Source organism: Bradyrhizobium daqingense (genome assembly GCF_021044685.1).
GTDB classification, from domain to species: domain Bacteria; phylum Pseudomonadota; class Alphaproteobacteria; order Rhizobiales; family Xanthobacteraceae; genus Bradyrhizobium; species Bradyrhizobium daqingense.
Window position 1 is genome coordinate 2,871,918 of record NZ_CP088014.1, and the last position, 15,172, is coordinate 2,887,089.

Consider the following 15,172-nt stretch of genomic DNA (forward strand, 5'->3'; position numbering starts at 1 on the left):
TTCGCCGGACACATATCACTTGGAGCGCAGCGCGGCGAGTTCCTTGCGGTCGGTCACCAGCGAGGCGCACTCGCTGTTGTCGGTGCGATCGATGCGGAAGATCTTGTCGTCGGCGCCGCCGATCAACGAATGCTCGGCCTCCTCGTCCGGCTTGTTGTTCTGCCAGACCCTGACACGTTCGAGCCGCACGATCGCCGACTTGTCGTCCTTGGAGAGCGCAACGCCGATGCCGCCGCCGTCGCAGTCGACGCCGCAGCCGAGGCGCACCTCGCTGCCGCTCTTGGTGAACACAGCGTGGTTGCAGGAGCCGCTGGAGTCGAAGTCGCCGCTGCGGTGACGGTATCTGAAACCGAGGCGGAAGGAGTGGTGCAGCTCCTTGTCCTCCTTGTCGAACTCCGCCGAGATCAGCAGCTTCATCGCGGCGACCTTCTGCTTCGGGTGCCGTGCCAGATGCTCGGCATCGTAGCGGCGGACGAAGCAGGCATAGGCCTTCTCGCCCGGCGGGCCCGCATACATGCGTGCGTTGAAGGTTTCGGCTTCGGCCTTGCCGGCCTCGCGGATGTCGTCGCCTTCGTCGGCCGAGGCGACGCTGGTCAGCGCAGCCAAGGTGAGGGCAGCAAGGATGACGAGCTTCATGAGGACCCTCGCGCGCATGACAAGCTTTGCCGCAGCAGGACAGAGCTGCTGTCTGTTAGACGCAGACGTGATGCCTCGCGTTCAACCCTCGCATGCCGCTCGAGCAGCGATCGCGGTGCGGATTCGCGCCAGTGGCTTCACGCCGCGCCTTAGTCACTGATGGGATCCAGAAGGTTCAAGCGGTGAAGCGGGAGGTCCTTCGGAACTCGACGCCTGCGATCGCTGCGACATTGTCTCGGTTCGTCAATGTGATAGCCTTCACAGACGACCGCCTTCGGCGGTCGTAAGCTGGGGCTGCCTTGTCAGTGTGTGGAGTCCCCCGCAATGGGCGAAATTCGCAACTTCAGATCCGGCAATGATGAGCCGCCTCCGCACGGCTCCATGCCTCGTCGCCTCGCTGCGATCATAGTCGGTGACATCGCTTCGTACAGCCGCATGATGCAGGCCGATGAGGAGGGGACGCATGTCCGCGTCAAGCGGATCGAGCGTGATCTCATCTATCCCAGCATCGTCGAGCACCATGGAACGCTGGTGAAGACAACAGGCGATGGCTTCATCGCCATTTTCGACAGCCCGGTCGAGGCCGTTCGATGCAGCATCGTCATCCAGCAGAACCTCATCGGCCGCAATGCTTCGCTCCCCAAGCATTCGCGGCTCGAATACCGGATCGGCGTCAATCTTGGCGATGTGATCGTTGAGTCGGACGATGTCTACGGCGACGGCGTCAACATCGCCACACGCATCGAGGGCATTGCCGAGCCTGGTCAGGTCTATATCTCGGGCGCGATCTACGAGCAGATCAAGCACAAGGTGGTATGCGGCTATGAGTCGCTCGGCGACCGCAAGGTCAAGAACATCACCGATCCGGTGCGGGTCTATCGTGTGCTGCCGGACGCGGATGCCGTCGGCAAGACAAGGAGCCGGCGCGAGAACGCGCTGATCTTTCTGTTGGCAATAACAGTGCTGATAATTGCCACCGGCGTGCTCTGGTATTTGCTGGCGCAGCCCGGCAGGAGGGGCGAGCAGGCCGCCGCGCCGCCCGCAGCTCCGGCCGCATCACCGAGTCCTCAAGCGTCGCCAAGCGAGGCGGCGACCCAGACGCCGCAACCCTCTCCTTCATTGGCTTCGTCGCCTTCGGCCCCGACTCCAACTCCGGCTCCCAGCCCATCGGCGACGCCGCTTCGCGAGCCCGAGATGATCGCCATTCGCGGCGGCAGCTTCGCGATGGGAAGCAATGATGATCCGACCGAACGGCCCGTCCACCAGGTCACGATCAAGCCGTTCTCGATCGGAAAATATCCGGTGACAGTGCAGGAGTGGAATGAATGCGCTGCCGCCAAGGCGTGCGGATTCACCGCCACCGGCAAGGAGGATGCCCCGGTCAGCAATGTGAGCTGGACCGATGCGCAGCAATATGTCGCCTGGCTCGCGCAGGCCACGAAGAAGCCTTACCGGCTTCCGAGCGAAGCCGAATGGGAGTATGCGGCGCGCGGCGGGACACAGACCAAATATTGGTGGGGCGACAAGCTCCAGCCGGGCATGGCCGGCTGCAAGGATTGCGGTGAACTTGCCGCCGAGCAGCCGGCCAAGGTCGGCAGCTTCAAGGCCAATCCATTCGGGCTCTACGACATGGGCGGCGGCATCGATCAGTGGGTCGCGGACTGCTGGCACCGGACGTATCAGGGCGCGCCCAGCGACGGCTCGGCATGGACGACCGCTGACTGCAGTGCTCACGTCCTGCGCTCGGGCTCCTGGAAGAACGATTCGAGATATGTGCGGCCGTCAAACCGCGGTGGATACGATACTGGTGTCCGTTACCCCACGCATGGATTCCGGATCGCGCTCAGTCCGTAGGTGCTGGAGTCAATTTGATGAAGATCGTTTCCTGTATCGCGCTGGCGGCTGCAATTGCTTTGCTCCCCAGCGCGGCCTATCCGCAAGGCAAAGCTGCGCCAAAGGACGCCAAGCTCTATTTCATCTCGCCGTATAATGGCCAGAAGATCCGTGGTGGGTTTTGGGTCCGGTTCGGCCTACGCAACATGGGCGTGACGCACGCCGGTGACGACTACCACAATGCCGGTCATCATCATCTGTTGATCGATGTGAAAGACCCTATCGATCCCAAGGAGCCGATTCCGCAGGACAAGTCCCATCTGCATTTCGGAGCAGGACAAACCGAGACGTTCCTCGAGCTTCCGCCGGGCACGCACACGCTGCAGCTGGTGCTTGGCGACGCCAAGCACTATCCGTTCGAACCACCCGTCGTGTCGGAGAAGATCACGATACGCGTCAGGCCGGCGGCGTCGGCGCGAAGATGATCACCGTAGGCTGGCGTTGATCTTGTCCAGCACCGCGGAGCCCGGGCAGAGCGTATCCGCTTCCAGCGCGTTGAGCGGCGTCTCGACGGTGTTGAGGTGCTCGTGCAGATCGTCCGCCTCGGGGTCGACATAGAGCAGGCCGGTGACGATCTGGCCCTTGGCGGCGTGCCGGGCAAGGAAGGTCTGGGCCCCCAGACGGTCGTGCGGATCGTAATCGGCATCGATCTTGCGCAGCGCGATCTTGCTGCCATCGTGCTGCTCGACCACCTGCACCGTGCCCGGCGCATAGTCCACCGCGATGGGATCGCGGCCGACCAGCACGTCGAGCCGGTTCACCGCGTCATTGTGCTCGCGGACATAGTCGAAGCTCTTGGTCGAGCCGGCATGGTTGTTGAAGGCGATGCAGGGGCTGATGACATCGATGAAGGATGCGCCCTTGTGCCGGATGGCCGCCGCGATCAGCGGTACCAGCTGGGTCTTGTCACCGGAGAAGGAGCGCGCGACGAAGGTGGCCCCCAACTGCAGCGCGATCGCGACGAGGTCGATGGCGTTGTCGGTGTTGGTGACGCCCTTCTTGCTCTTCGAGCCGCGGTCGGCGGTCGCGGAGAACTGGCCCTTGGTCAGGCCGTAGACGCCGTTGTTCTCGACGATATAGGTCATGTTGACGCCGCGCCGGATCGAATGCGCGAACTGGCCGAAGCCGATCGAGGCGGAATCGCCGTCTCCGGAGACGCCGAGATAGATCAGATCGCGATTGGCGAGGTTGGCGCCGGTCAGCACGCTCGGCATGCGGCCGTGCACCGAGTTGAAGCCGTGCGAATTGCCGAGGAAATAGTCCGGCGTCTTCGACGAGCAGCCGATGCCGGAGATCTTCGCCACCCGGTGGGGCTCGATCGACAGCCCGTAGCAGGCTTCGATGATCGAGGCTGTGATCGAATCGTGACCGCAGCCGGCGCACAAGGTCGAGATCTTGCCCTCGTAGTCCCGATGCGTGTAGCCGAGCGCGTTCTTCTTCAGCCCGGGATGATGGAATTTCGGCTTGGCAATATAGGTCATAGAAGCACCTGCGATCCCAAGGCCGTCATGGCCGGGCTTGACCCGGCCATCCACGTCTTGGCGGCAGGGAAGAAAGGCGTGGATGCCCGGGCATAGGCGAGCGAAAGCGACGCCGTTCTTCGAACGGCTATGCGCGGGCATGACGGCGGAGAGGGCGAAGCGTGTATCATGACACGGCCTTGCGGAGCGGGGTCACCTTGAGGTGATCCTGATGGTCGCCGATGGCTTTTGCGATGAAGCGGGCGGTGATCGGCGTGCCGTCGTAATGCACGATCGGCACGAGCCGCACGGGATCGATACCGTTCTCGTTGACGATGAGCTGGCGCAGCTGGCTGTCGCGGTTCTGCTCGACCACGTAGACGAAATCGTGCTCGGCGAGGAAGCTCGCGACGCTCGAATGGAACGGGAAAGCGCGGATGCGCAGGCGGTCGAGCTGATGCCCGCGCGCCTCGAGCAGCCCGATCGCCTCGTCCATAGCCGGTGAGGTCGAGCCGAAATAGATCACGCCATACTTGGTCGGCCGTTCCGCATTGGCCTGCAGCGGCCGCGGCACGAGGTCCTGCGCCGTCTCGAACTTGCGCACCAGGCGCTGCATGTTGTCGGCGTAGACCGAGCCTTCCTCGGAATAGCGCGCATAGCGATCACGCGAGGTGCCGCGGGTGAAGTAGGAGCCCTTGGTCGGATGCGTGCCGGGATAGGTGCGATAGGGAATGCCGTCGCCGTCGACGTCGAGATAGCGGCCGAAGTCGCGGCCTTCCTCCAGCATCTCCGTGGTCATCACCTTGCCGCGGTCGTACTGCCGCGCATCGTCCCATTTCAGCGGACGGCAGAGCCGGTGGTTCATGCCGATGTCGAGGTCGAGCATCAGGAAGATCGTGGTCTGCAGCCGCTCCGCGAGGTCGAACGCGGCCGCCGCGAACTCGAACGCCTCCGCTGGATCTTCCGGGAATAGCAGCACATGCTTGGTGTCGCCGTGCGAAGCATAAGCGCAGGCGATGATATCGCATTGCTGGGTGCGGGTCGGCATGCCGGTCGAGGGGCCGGCGCGCTGGATGTTCATGATCACGGCCGGGATCTCGGCGAAATACGAAAGGCCGATGAACTCGGTCATCAGCGAGATGCCGGGGCCTGATGTCGCGGTGAAGGCGCGGGCGCCGTTCCAGGACGCGCCGATCACGATGCCGATCGAGGCCAATTCGTCCTCGCCCTGCACGATCGCGTACTTCGCCTTGCCCGTTTCAGGATCGTGCCGGTACTTCTTGCAATGGGCGGTGAAGGCCTCCGCCACCGAGGAGGACGGCGTGATCGGATACCACGCGCACACCGTGGCGCCGCCATAGACGGCGCCGAGCGCGGCCGCGCTGTTGCCCTCGATGAAGATGCGGTCGCCGACCTTGTCGGACTTCTTCACCCGCAGCCCGATCGGGCACTTCAGATTTTGCAGCGCCCAGTCGCGGCCGAGATGCAGCGCGTGGACGTTGGAAGAGAGCAGCTTCTCTTTGCCCTTGTACTGCTCGCCGATCAGCTGCTCGATCACCTTCGGATCCATGTCGAGCAGCGCACTGAGCGCGCCGAGATAGATGATGTTTTTGAACAGCTGGCGCTGGCGCGGATCGGTATAGGTCGAATTGGTGATCGCGGTGAGGGGAACGCCGATCACGGTGATGTCGTCGCGAAATTTGGTCGACGGCATCGGCTTGGTGGAATCATAGAACAGATAGCCGCCCGGCTCGATGCCGGCGACGTCCTTGTCCCAGGTCTGCGGATTCATGGCGACCATCATGTCGACCCCGCCGCGGGCGCCGAGATGGCCGTCCTCCGTCACCCGCACCTCATACCAGGTCGGCAGGCCCTGGATGTTGGAGGGGAAGATGTTGCGCGGTGATACCGGAACGCCATGGCGCAGGATCGCGCGCGCGAACATCTCGTTGGCGCTGGCCGAGCCCGAGCCGTTGACGTTGGCGAAGCGGACGACGAAGTCGTTTACGCTGCTGAGCGGCTTTTTGTCGGACATGTCGAACCTGCGTGGGTCATCTCGATGAAATATTTCTGCATGTCCCAGGCGCCGGTGGGACAACGCTCGGCGCAGAGCCCGCAATGCAGGCAGACGTCCTCGTCCTTCACCATCACGCGCCCGGTCTTCAGATCCGAGGAGACGTAGAGATCCTGGTCCGGATGCAGCGAGGGCGCCTTCAGACGCTGGCGCAGATCGTCTTCCTCGCCATTATCAGTGAAGGTGATGCAGTCCATCGGGCAGATGTCGGCGCAGGCATCGCACTCGATGCAGAGCGAGGTCGAGAACACGGTCTGGACGTCGCAGTTCAGGCAGCGATGCGCCTCGCCGAGCGCGAGCTTGACGTCGTAGCCGAGCTCGACCTCGGCGCGGATGTCCTTGAGCGCGATCACCTTGTCGCGATGCGGCACCTTGAAGCGCTTGTCGATCGAGATGTCGTTGTCATAGCTCCATTCGTGAATGCCCATCTTCTGTGAGGAGATTTCCACCTCGGGCAGGGGGCGTTCGGTGACGTCCTCGCCGGAGAGCATTTTGTGGATCGACAGCGCGGCGTCATGGCCGTGGGCGACCGCCCAGATGATGTTCTTGGGGCCGAACGCGGCGTCGCCGCCGAAAAACACCTTCGGATTGGTCGAGACGAAGGTCTTGGGGTCGACCTCCGGCATGTGCCATTTGTCGAACGCGATGCCGCAATCCTGCTCGATCCAGGGGAAGGCGTTTTCCTGGCCGACCGCGACCAGCACGTCGTCGCAGGGAATGGTCTGATCGGGGTCGCCCGAAGGCACGAGGTTACGGCGGCCCTTGTCGTCGTATTCGGCTTTGACGTGCTGGAAGGTGACGCCGATGAGCTTGCCGCTGACATGCTTGAATGCCACCGGGACCATGTAGTTGAGGATCGGAATGTCCTCGTGGAGCGCGTCCTCCTTCTCCCAGGGCGAGGCCTTCATCTCCTCGAAGCCGGAGCGCACGATCACCGTGACTTTCTCGCCACCGAGGCGACGCGCGGTGCGGCAGCAATCCATTGCGGTGTTGCCGCCGCCGAGCACGATGACGCGCTTGCCGATCTTGTCGACATGGCCGAACGACACGTTGGCCAGCCACTCGATGCCGATATGGATGTTGGCGGCGGCCTCCTTCCGGCCGGGAATGTCGAGTTCGCGGCCGCGCGGCGCGCCGGAGCCGACGAAGATCGCGTCGTATTTCTCCGCGAGCAGCGCCTTCATGCTGTCGATGCGGTGACCGCCTTTGTATTCGACGCCGAGACCCAGGATGTAGCCGGTCTCCTCGTCGATGACGGAATTGGGCAGGCGGAATTTCGGGATCTGCGTGCGCATCATGCCGCCGGCTTCGGGATCGGCATCGAACACGGTGCAGTGATAGCCGAGCGGTGCGAGATCGCGCGCCACGGTCAGCGAGGCCGGGCCGCCGCCGACCAGCGCGACGCGCTTGCCGTTCTTCGCCGCCGGCTTCGGCAGGCGCTGCTTGATGTCGTCCTTGAAATCGGCCGCCACGCGCTTGAGGCGGCAGATCGCGACCGGGGTTTCCTCGACGCGCCCGCGCCGGCACGCCGGCTCGCATGGACGATCGCAGGTGCGCCCCAGAATTCCGGGAAACACGTTCGACTTCCAATTGATCATATAGGCGTCGCTGTAGCGGCCTTGGGCGATCAGACGGATGTATTCGGGAACGGGGGTGTGCGCAGGACAGGCCCATTGGCAATCGACCACTTTGTGAAAGTAGTCGGGGGCCGCGATATCGGTCGGTTTCATTCCTACCCTGTCCGCGCAGGCCCAAAGACCCCGCGGCCTTTTTTGTTTGAGCTCGGCGAGCGCTTAACGCGCTTCAATCTGGTTTCTGAATGACGTCATTGGGTTAGCTTATTAGAACCGTTCCGAAGTACAACGGCAAATTTTCGAGATCACCGCCTTTCATAGGAGCTGCGCGCGTACAGCATTAACGCCGCCGCATCGATCATGCGGCAGTGCAGCATGTTGCGATGAATGTGAGCGCGTCAGCCGTGCGCGATGTCGCTCTTCGCGAGGTCCCACATCAGGCAGTAGGTGCCGACGGACACGGGCGGCGGCAGCGGCGATGCGGCGGGACCCGTGAAGCGTTCGGCGATCACGGCGGAGACCGCGCTGACATGCGTGCCGTCGATCAGCACGAACCAGTCGCGCGCGCCTTCGTTGCGCACCGCCGGAATGCCCGCCGTTGCACCCGACAATTCCGGCTCGCTTTCCAGAAGATGCATCGAGATGATGCCGTCGTGTGTTTCGGGCCTCAGTCTGTCTTGCAGTGCATCACGCCAGGACGTCGCATTGTCCGGCGTCGGCCGCAGCCGCACCAGGCCCAGCGCAGCGCCACGTCCGGTGCCGTTGCTGATGGTGATGCGCGCGACGACGCGGAGCATGTCCTTGAAGCGCGCCATGCTCCGTCGCGACCAGTCGGTCTGGTTGGCCAGACGCGCCCGGTACGCGGGGCTGTCGAGCACGTCCAGCGTCGTTGTCGAGTACAGCGAGAGATATTTGGGATTGGCGGCATGCGCGACATAGCGCCGCGCCTCCAGGAATCCCTCGATCGCGACGCGCTCTTCCAGATGTTCGCGATCGTACCAGCGGTTGAAATCGGCCTCATCGGCTGCGTCGATGTTCATCGACGTCAGCAGCATGCCTTTCCCGGCGAGCGGCATTCTTCTTGTCCTCTCATCGCCCGATCTTCGATGCGAGGTCCGCGATCGACTTCATGACGGCGTCCCGCACACCGGTATCATAGAGCGAATGTCCCGCGCCTTCCACGACGCGAAGCTCGGAACCGGGCCATACTTTCGTCAGGGCCTGCGACGTCTCGGGCGGACACAACAGGTCGTAGCGGCCTTGGACGATGATGCCCGGGATGCCTTCGAGCCGATCCGCATTCCGCAGCAGCTGGTTGTCGCTCATGAAGCTGTCGTTGACGAAATAATGCGCCTCCATGAACGGCGTCGCCGGCAGCGTGCGCCAGACGTTCAGCGAGGCGAGGTCCAGCCGGGTCTTGGCGGGCTTGTGCTCGGACAGGGCGCGCTCGGTGTCGTGCCAGGCCCGCGCGGCCGGACCGTGCACGGCCGGATCGGCATCGAGGATGCGGCGCCAATAGGCGTCCACCGGCTGCGCCCGCTCTTCCGGCGGCAGAACGCTGAGAAAATCCTCGTACAGCGCGGGATAGAATTGCGCCAGGCGCGAGGTGAAGGCGGTCTCGACCTCCGCCCGCGTGCCGAGGAAGGTCGCGCGCAGCGCGATGCCGGACACGCGCTCGGGATGTGCCTCCGCATAGGCCAGCGCCACCGTCGCGCCCCAGGAGCCGCCGACCACCATCCAGCGGTCGATGCCGAATTTTTCGCGGATCTTCTCCATGTCCGCGATCAGATGCGCCGTGGTGTTGTGCGCGCGCGACCCCTTGGGCCGGCTGCGGCCGCAGCCGCGCTGGTCGAACAGCACGGCGCAGAAGCGGTCAGGGTCGAACAACCGGCGATGGTCGGGCTGGCAGCCGCTGCCCGGTCCGCCGTGCAGATAGATTGCAGGAATACCGTCGGCGCGGCCGACGCTTTCGACATAGAGCTCGTGGCCGTCGCCGACGTCGAGCATGTCGGAGGTCAGCGGCGCAAAGGGATCGGCACGTCTAGCGGAAGCGGCCGCGTCGGCGTCAGGTCCCATGCTCGGATTCCAGGGTGCCGCCGGCGAAGTTGCGATAGAGGAAGCGGCTGGTCTCGCCCTCGGCCTCGGCTTCCGCCTGCTTGAAGATGGTCTCGTGCAGCGGCGACAGCGCGCAGGCTGGATCGGTGTTGGCGGCATCGCCGGTCAGCGCAAAGGCCTGGCAGCGGCAGCCGCCGAAATCGATCTCGCGGAATTCGCAGGACTTGCACGGCTCCTTCATCCAGCCGGTGCCGCGATAGCGGTTGAAGGCGTCGGAGTTCTGCCAGATCCAGGCGATCGAATGGTTGGAGCGCACCGATTCGAAGTCGAGCCCGGTGATGCTCTCGGCGGCGTGGCAGGGCAGCACCTTGCCGGCGGGCGAGATGTTGAAGAACTGCCGGCCCCAGCCGCCCATGCATTTCTTCGGCCGCAGCGCGTAATAGTCAGGCACGACATAGTCGATCGTCAGCCGGCCCTTCAGCCGCTCGCGCGCCTCCTCGACGATGCGGGTGCATTCGTCGAGCTGCGCCACCGTCGGCATCAGCGCAGCGCGGTTCTTCAGCGCCCAGCCGTAATATTGCACGTTGGCGACCTCGAGCCGGTCCGCGTCGAGATCGAGCGACATCTGGATGATGTCCGGGAGCTGATGAAGGTTCTGCCGGTGCATCACCGCGTTCACGGTGAGCGGCAGATCGAGCTCGCGCGTCCACTTTGCGACCTCGAGCTTCTTGCGGTGGCCGCCCTTGTAGCCGGCGACGCGATCGGCGAGGCCTTCCTCGATGCCCTGGAAGGAGATCTGCACGTGGCAGAGGCCGGCATCCGCGAGATCGCTGAGCTTGTCGCGCGTCAGCAGCACGGCCGAGGTGATGAGGTTGGTGTAGAGCCCGGCGTCGCTGGCGTGCTTGACCAGTTCGACCAGGTCCTTGCGCGCGGTCGGCTCACCACCGGAGAAGTGCACCTGGAGCACGCCGATCTCGGCGAGCTCGCTCAGCACCTTCTTCCATTCGTCCGTCGTCAGCTCCTTGCCCGAGCGGTCGAGCTCGACAGGATTGGAGCAATAGGGGCATTGCAGCGGGCAGCGATGGGTGATTTCGAGCAGCACTGCGAGCGGAATGCCGAACGTCTCCGCCGTTGAGCGCTGCTTCTCCAGCACCGCGAGACTGTCGCTCGCAACGGGAGGATTTCCAAGTACCTCGCTCATGACGTCTTCTCCCTGATCTCAGTGAGAAAACCCTTGTCGGCGAGGTCCTGCAGCATGACGATGACATCTGCGAGGATCGCCTCGCGCGGGGCGGCATATTTCGCGGCGAGCTGATCGGCGACGTCACCGACATTGCGCTCGCCATTGCAGAGCTGCAAGACCTCGACTGCGATTTCATCAGGCGCCAGCACCCGTTCCGGCGCCAGGATCACCCAGACTTTCCGCGTCTCGTCGTATTTCAGCTTGGCATGCCGCGGCAGCACGGGGCGGCTTGCCTCGCTGACGCTGATATTGCGCGGCCCGGCCATGGCGTCCCTCAGCTCGTTTTGGGCACGAACGCGCCCGGCGGAATGTGGCCCTCGACGTAGGCGTGATAGAGCGCATCGAGCTGCACCCACAACACGTTGGTCTTGAAGATCAGGGCATTGCACACCAGCGCGCGCTGCTCCGGCGTCGTGGCATGCGCCTTGACATAGTCGAGCGCAAAGCCGGCATCGCGCGGCGCTTGCGCCAGGCGGCGCTTGAAATAGCTCATGATGTCGGGGTTGACGAAGTCGTAATGCTCCAGCATGCCGGAGATGCGCTCCTCATGCAGGTTCGGCGCGAACAGCTCGGTGAGCGAGGAGGCGATCGCCTCCAGCGGGCTTTTTTCGCGGCAATAGTGCACGTAGGCTTCCACCGCGAAACGCGTCGCCGGCAAAATGCCTTCGGTCGATTCGACATAGGCCGTGTCGAGGCCGAGGCCCTCGGTCAGCTTCAGCCAGCGCTCGATGCCGCCCTCGCTGCCGACATCGCCGTCATGGTCCTCGATGCGGTGGCGCCATTCCAGCCGCGTGGCGCGGTCGCGGAAGCGCGAGATCACCACAGCGTCCTTGATCGGGATGGTGCTCTGGTAATAGTAGCGGTTGAGCGCCCAGGCCTGCACCTGGCCCTTGTTCAGCTTGCCGCCGTGCAGCAGCTTATGGAACGGATGCAGGCTGTGATAGCGCGTGGCACCGATATGGCGCAGCGTCGCCTCGAGCTCCTCGGCGCTGGTGAGCTTGATGTCCTTGCCGATCGAGAGCGCGGTCATTCCTGTCAGTGACGCGGCATTCACAGCACGATCTCCGTTCCATCCGCAGGTATCTGCCAACCCGCCGCTTCCGTGGCTTTCCGCTCGGGTGACGTGGGCAGCAGCGCCGGATTCGAGTTATTGATATGCAGAAATATCTTCGTGTCGATATCGAGGTCGGCCAGCCGCGCGATCGCGCCGTCCTCGCCCGACATCGCGACATGGCCCATGCTCTTGCCGGTCTTCTGGCCGAGCCCGGCCTTGATCATCTCGTCGTCGCGCCACACCGTGCCGTCGAAGAACACCAGTGCCGCGCCGTCGATTTCGGCTTTGAGTGCGTCGGTGACCTCGGCGCAGGCCGCGATGAAGTAGAAGCACTTGCCGGTGGTCTTGTCGGTGATCTTGAGGCCCAGCGTGTCGCCGTCACCGGTCTCACCGCCGGGATGCGCCTTGCCCTCCAGATACCAGGCCGACTTGCCCGGCACTGCGAACGGCAGCACCTCGATGCCTGAGCGCGCGCCATCCGGCAGCCGCGGCTCGAACGGCTCGTTGATTTCAGTCGGCTGACGCCGCACGGTCTTCTCGTTCAGCACGTTGAAGATGCTGTTGCTCCCAAGGATCGCCAGCACCTTCTCATGCGCATAGATCGTGAAGGGCGAGCCTTCGCGCATCGACAACAGGCCCGCGACCGCATCCACCTCGCCGTTGGTCAGGATCACGCCCGCAATGGGCGTGTGGCGCAGCGCGCCTGTCTTTGGATGCAGCTGCGGCGTGGCGTTTAATTGCTGGCGAAGATCGGGGGAGGCGTTGATCAGGAACCAATGCTCGCCGTCGCCGCTGAAGGCGACCGACGCCTGGGTTCGCATGAGGTCATGGCCGCTGGCACGGGCCGCTCGGCAGCCCTCGCAACCGCAATTCCATTGCGGCACTCCGCCGCCGGCTGCGGCGCCCAGGACGACGACACGAAGCATGATCCGTCTCCTGGAGGGAACGCTGCGAGGTGGATCTCGGGCCGCCATCGCTGCCGACAAAGATCATGTCTTCCGGCAATCGATCGTGACCGAAAGATCCACCTGCGCTGAATGCAGTCGCCGCCGCTTACTTGCGGGTGGCGCTTACATACATGTTGATTTCCATGCCGCAGGGCACTTCGACGATCTTCGGGGCTTTCCAGGCCATTTGGCTCTCCATTTTCGCGAATTCGGACGTATCCGCCCATGGGTTAAATTAATGCGGGCGCAGAAGTTCGCCAGTGAAATTTTCCCGATCTAGGTCGGTAGGCCGCGGATTGTTGCACTGCGAAGCGAGCGCATTACGGCCGCAAAGATGGGCGAATGACCTACGCGAAAGTGCCGATAGGTCGTGATCCCTGTCGGTATAAACGAGTTGTGAGTGAGGAACGGCTTCCCCTCGGCGACAGGCGACCCATTGGATCAGGCATGCCCAGATATTTCTTCAACACCCGCATCGGCGACGAATTGATCGTGGATCCTGACGGCGAGGACCTGCGTAATCCCGACCGCGCCTGGGAGGTCGCCCGCCAGATGATCCTTGAAGTCGTGAAATCGGAAGGCACGCAACGGGCCCTGCTGGAGGCGGTGATCGAGGTGACCGATGCCGACGGTGAGATCGTACTGGAGTTCCCCTTCACCGAGGCGTTGCTCGACATGCCGGATCAGTCCGCGACCAGGCATTAGCCTCAGTCTCCTCGCAATGACCAGGCATTGAGGCGTCACCGGCGCCGGACCCGCCGGCCGCCCCCGCGAAATCCGCATGGCTTTGCCCCGTTCCCGGCGGTAAAAGACGCCGGTCATACGGAGCAAGTCATGCAAGATCTCTGGCGCCTGTCGGCCGCCGACCTCGCCACCCTCGTCAAATCCAGAAAAGTGTCCGCCAGGGAAGCCGCCAAGGCCGGTCTTGCCCGCCTGGATGCCGTCAATCCCCAGCTGAATGCGGTGATCGACCACCGGCCCGACGACGTGCTCAAGCAGGCCGATGCCGTCGATGCCGCCATCGCGCGAGGCGAGGACCCGGGCGTGCTCGCGGGCGTGCCCGTCACCATCAAGGCCAATGTCGACCAGGAAGGCTTTGCCACCACCAATGGCCTCAAGCTCCAGCGCGATGTGATCGCGCGCGAGGACAACCCTGTCGTCGCCAATTTCCGCAAATCGGGCGCAATCCTGCTCGGCCGCACCAACTGCCCGGCCTTCTCGTATCGCTGGTTCACCACCAACCTGATCCACGGCGACACCAAGAACCCCCGGGATGCCTTGCTGACGCCGGGCGGCTCCTCGGGCGGCGCCGGCTCGGCGGTCGCGGCGGGCATTGGCCACATCGCCCATGGCACCGATATCGCCGGCTCGGTCCGCTATCCCGCCTATGCCTGCGGCGTACATGGCCTGCGCCCGACCCTGGGACGCATCCCCGCCTTCAATCCGGCGCTGCCGGAGCGTCCGATCGGGCCGCAGATCATGGCCGTCTCGGGGCCCCTGGCGCGCACCGTCAACGATTTGCGCATCTCGCTCGAAGCCATGTCGGCCCGCGACATCCGCGACCCCTGGTTCGTGCCGGTGCCGCTGCAAGGCCCTGACAGGGACAAGCGCGCCGCGCTCTGCCTCAATCCGGGTGGTCTTGCCACCACGCCGGAGGTGAAGGCGGCGGTGAGCGATGCCGGCAAGCGGCTGGAGCGCGCCGGCTGGACCGTCGAGACAATCGAAGACACGCCGCCGATGCGCGAAGCGGTCGAGTGGCAGATCAAGCTCTGGCTCGGCGAAGGCTACGAGGCGCAGCTGGAAGCGGCCGAGCGCGAAGGCGATCCCGGCGCGCTGGCTTGCCTGCGCGGCAACCGCGGCAGGGTCACGCCGATGGACCAGGCCAATTACGCCAAGGCGCTGACGCGACGCGCCTCGCTGACCCGCGAATGGATGCTGTTCTTCGAGAAATACGCGGTGCTGCTGACGCCGGTCTCCGGCGAATTGCCGTTCCCAGATCATCTCGACCGCAAGGACGATGAATCCTTCAAACGTGTCTGGGAAGCGCAGCTGCCGCAGATCGCGATTCCCTTCATGGGATTGCCGGGCCTCGTCGTCTCCACCGGTCTCGTCGGCAAGGCGCCGGTCGGCGTACACGTGGTCTCCGGCCGCTATCGCGAGGATCTGTGCCTGCTCGCGGGCGAGGCGATCGAGGCGGGCGGCGTGCCGCCGTCGCCGATCGATCCCGTGGGCTAGC

15 protein-coding genes are annotated in these 15,172 nt (G+C 64.1%); 4 read left to right on the forward strand and 11 right to left on the reverse strand.

What is annotated here, in order from left to right:
* Positions 1-15 precede the first annotated feature (15 nt).
* On the reverse strand, positions 16-636 hold the full coding sequence (locus LPJ38_RS13725) for a hypothetical protein (protein ID WP_145635284.1): 621 nt from the start codon (positions 634-636) through the stop codon (positions 16-18).
* Between the two features lie 324 nt (positions 637-960).
* Between LPJ38_RS13725 and LPJ38_RS13730 the strand changes: the two genes are divergently transcribed.
* The gene (locus LPJ38_RS13730; protein ID WP_145635272.1) at positions 961-2,490 is read left to right on the forward strand and encodes an SUMF1/EgtB/PvdO family nonheme iron enzyme; all 1,530 of its coding nucleotides are present in this window, start codon (positions 961-963) and stop codon (positions 2,488-2,490) included.
* Positions 2,491-2,507: 17 nt separating this feature from the next.
* The gene (locus LPJ38_RS13735; RefSeq protein ID WP_145635257.1) at positions 2,508-2,954 is read left to right on the forward strand and encodes a DUF4399 domain-containing protein; all 447 of its coding nucleotides are present in this window, start codon (positions 2,508-2,510) and stop codon (positions 2,952-2,954) included.
* Here LPJ38_RS13735 and LPJ38_RS13740 read toward each other — a convergent pair whose 3' ends face one another.
* From LPJ38_RS13740 to pqqA, 10 genes are all read right to left on the reverse strand, one after another.
* The gene (locus LPJ38_RS13740; protein ID WP_145635243.1) at positions 2,955-4,010 is read right to left on the reverse strand and encodes a 2-oxoacid:ferredoxin oxidoreductase subunit beta; all 1,056 of its coding nucleotides are present in this window, start codon (positions 4,008-4,010) and stop codon (positions 2,955-2,957) included.
* Positions 4,011-4,176: 166 nt separating this feature from the next.
* A complete protein-coding gene (locus LPJ38_RS13745; RefSeq protein ID WP_060735133.1) occupies positions 4,177-6,024 on the reverse strand; it encodes a 2-oxoacid:acceptor oxidoreductase subunit alpha in 1,848 nt (615 codons plus the stop codon).
* Entirely contained in the window at positions 5,994-7,793 is a 1,800-nt protein-coding gene (locus tag LPJ38_RS13750; protein ID WP_145635227.1) for an FAD-dependent oxidoreductase, read from the reverse strand. Before LPJ38_RS13750 ends, LPJ38_RS13745 begins: the two co-directional genes overlap by 31 nt.
* Before the next feature lie 242 nt (positions 7,794-8,035).
* Positions 8,036-8,713: a DUF4286 family protein gene (locus LPJ38_RS13755; protein WP_145635214.1), complete on the reverse strand. Its 678-nt coding sequence runs from the start codon at positions 8,711-8,713 to the stop codon at positions 8,036-8,038.
* Positions 8,714-8,726: 13 nt separating this feature from the next.
* The gene (gene pip / locus LPJ38_RS13760; RefSeq protein ID WP_145635200.1) at positions 8,727-9,713 is read right to left on the reverse strand and encodes a prolyl aminopeptidase; all 987 of its coding nucleotides are present in this window, start codon (positions 9,711-9,713) and stop codon (positions 8,727-8,729) included.
* Complete coding sequence (gene pqqE / locus LPJ38_RS13765) at positions 9,703-10,893, reverse strand: pyrroloquinoline quinone biosynthesis protein PqqE (protein WP_145635187.1); 1,191 nt, start codon at positions 10,891-10,893, stop codon at positions 9,703-9,705. The genes pip and pqqE overlap by 11 nt, the downstream gene beginning before the upstream one ends.
* Positions 10,890-11,201, reverse strand: coding sequence for a pyrroloquinoline quinone biosynthesis peptide chaperone PqqD (pqqD, locus tag LPJ38_RS13770; RefSeq protein ID WP_145635171.1), 312 nt, complete (start codon positions 11,199-11,201; stop codon positions 10,890-10,892). Before pqqD ends, pqqE begins: the two co-directional genes overlap by 4 nt.
* A gap of 8 nt (positions 11,202-11,209) precedes the next feature.
* Entirely contained in the window at positions 11,210-11,989 is a 780-nt protein-coding gene (gene pqqC / locus LPJ38_RS13775; RefSeq protein ID WP_145635158.1) for a pyrroloquinoline-quinone synthase PqqC, read from the reverse strand.
* Entirely contained in the window at positions 11,986-12,915 is a 930-nt protein-coding gene (pqqB, locus tag LPJ38_RS13780) for a pyrroloquinoline quinone biosynthesis protein PqqB (protein ID WP_145635144.1), read from the reverse strand. The genes pqqC and pqqB overlap by 4 nt, the downstream gene beginning before the upstream one ends.
* A gap of 127 nt (positions 12,916-13,042) precedes the next feature.
* Complete coding sequence (pqqA, locus tag LPJ38_RS13785; protein WP_007595659.1) at positions 13,043-13,123, reverse strand: pyrroloquinoline quinone precursor peptide PqqA; 81 nt, start codon at positions 13,121-13,123, stop codon at positions 13,043-13,045.
* A 260-nt stretch (positions 13,124-13,383) separates the two neighbouring features.
* Here pqqA and LPJ38_RS13790 point away from each other — a divergent pair, with 260 nt between their 5' ends.
* Both LPJ38_RS13790 and LPJ38_RS13795 read left to right on the forward strand, forming a co-directional pair.
* On the forward strand, positions 13,384-13,641 hold the full coding sequence (locus LPJ38_RS13790) for a DUF6894 family protein (protein WP_145635130.1): 258 nt from the start codon (positions 13,384-13,386) through the stop codon (positions 13,639-13,641).
* Between the two features lie 129 nt (positions 13,642-13,770).
* On the forward strand, positions 13,771-15,171 hold the full coding sequence (locus LPJ38_RS13795; RefSeq protein ID WP_145635117.1) for an amidase family protein: 1,401 nt from the start codon (positions 13,771-13,773) through the stop codon (positions 15,169-15,171).
* Position 15,172: the final 1 nt, after the last annotated feature.

What these genes read in the sequence shown, in the direction of transcription:
- pqqB (WP_145635144.1), bottom strand. Translation starts at nt 12,915, where the DNA reads ATGCTTCGTGTCGTCGTCCTGGGCGCCGCAGCCGGCGGCGGAGTGCCG.
- LPJ38_RS13735 (WP_145635257.1), top strand. Translation starts at nt 2,508, where the DNA reads ATGAAGATCGTTTCCTGTATCGCGCTGGCGGCTGCAATTGCTTTGCTC.
- LPJ38_RS13725 (WP_145635284.1), bottom strand. Translation starts at nt 636, where the DNA reads ATGAAGCTCGTCATCCTTGCTGCCCTCACCTTGGCTGCGCTGACCAGC.
- LPJ38_RS13740 (WP_145635243.1), bottom strand. Translation starts at nt 4,010, where the DNA reads ATGACCTATATTGCCAAGCCGAAATTCCATCATCCCGGGCTGAAGAAG.
- LPJ38_RS13795 (WP_145635117.1), top strand. Translation starts at nt 13,771, where the DNA reads ATGCAAGATCTCTGGCGCCTGTCGGCCGCCGACCTCGCCACCCTCGTC.
- LPJ38_RS13745 (WP_060735133.1), bottom strand. Translation starts at nt 6,024, where the DNA reads ATGTCCGACAAAAAGCCGCTCAGCAGCGTAAACGACTTCGTCGTCCGC.
- pqqE (WP_145635187.1), bottom strand. Translation starts at nt 10,893, where the DNA reads ATGAGCGAGGTACTTGGAAATCCTCCCGTTGCGAGCGACAGTCTCGCG.
- LPJ38_RS13790 (WP_145635130.1), top strand. Translation starts at nt 13,384, where the DNA reads ATGCCCAGATATTTCTTCAACACCCGCATCGGCGACGAATTGATCGTG.
- pip (WP_145635200.1), bottom strand. Translation starts at nt 9,713, where the DNA reads ATGGGACCTGACGCCGACGCGGCCGCTTCCGCTAGACGTGCCGATCCC.
- pqqD (WP_145635171.1), bottom strand. Translation starts at nt 11,201, where the DNA reads ATGGCCGGGCCGCGCAATATCAGCGTCAGCGAGGCAAGCCGCCCCGTG.
- pqqA (WP_007595659.1), bottom strand. Translation starts at nt 13,123, where the DNA reads ATGGCCTGGAAAGCCCCGAAGATCGTCGAAGTGCCCTGCGGCATGGAA.
- LPJ38_RS13755 (WP_145635214.1), bottom strand. Translation starts at nt 8,713, where the DNA reads ATGCCGCTCGCCGGGAAAGGCATGCTGCTGACGTCGATGAACATCGAC.
- LPJ38_RS13750 (WP_145635227.1), bottom strand. Translation starts at nt 7,793, where the DNA reads ATGAAACCGACCGATATCGCGGCCCCCGACTACTTTCACAAAGTGGTC.
- LPJ38_RS13730 (WP_145635272.1), top strand. Translation starts at nt 961, where the DNA reads ATGGGCGAAATTCGCAACTTCAGATCCGGCAATGATGAGCCGCCTCCG.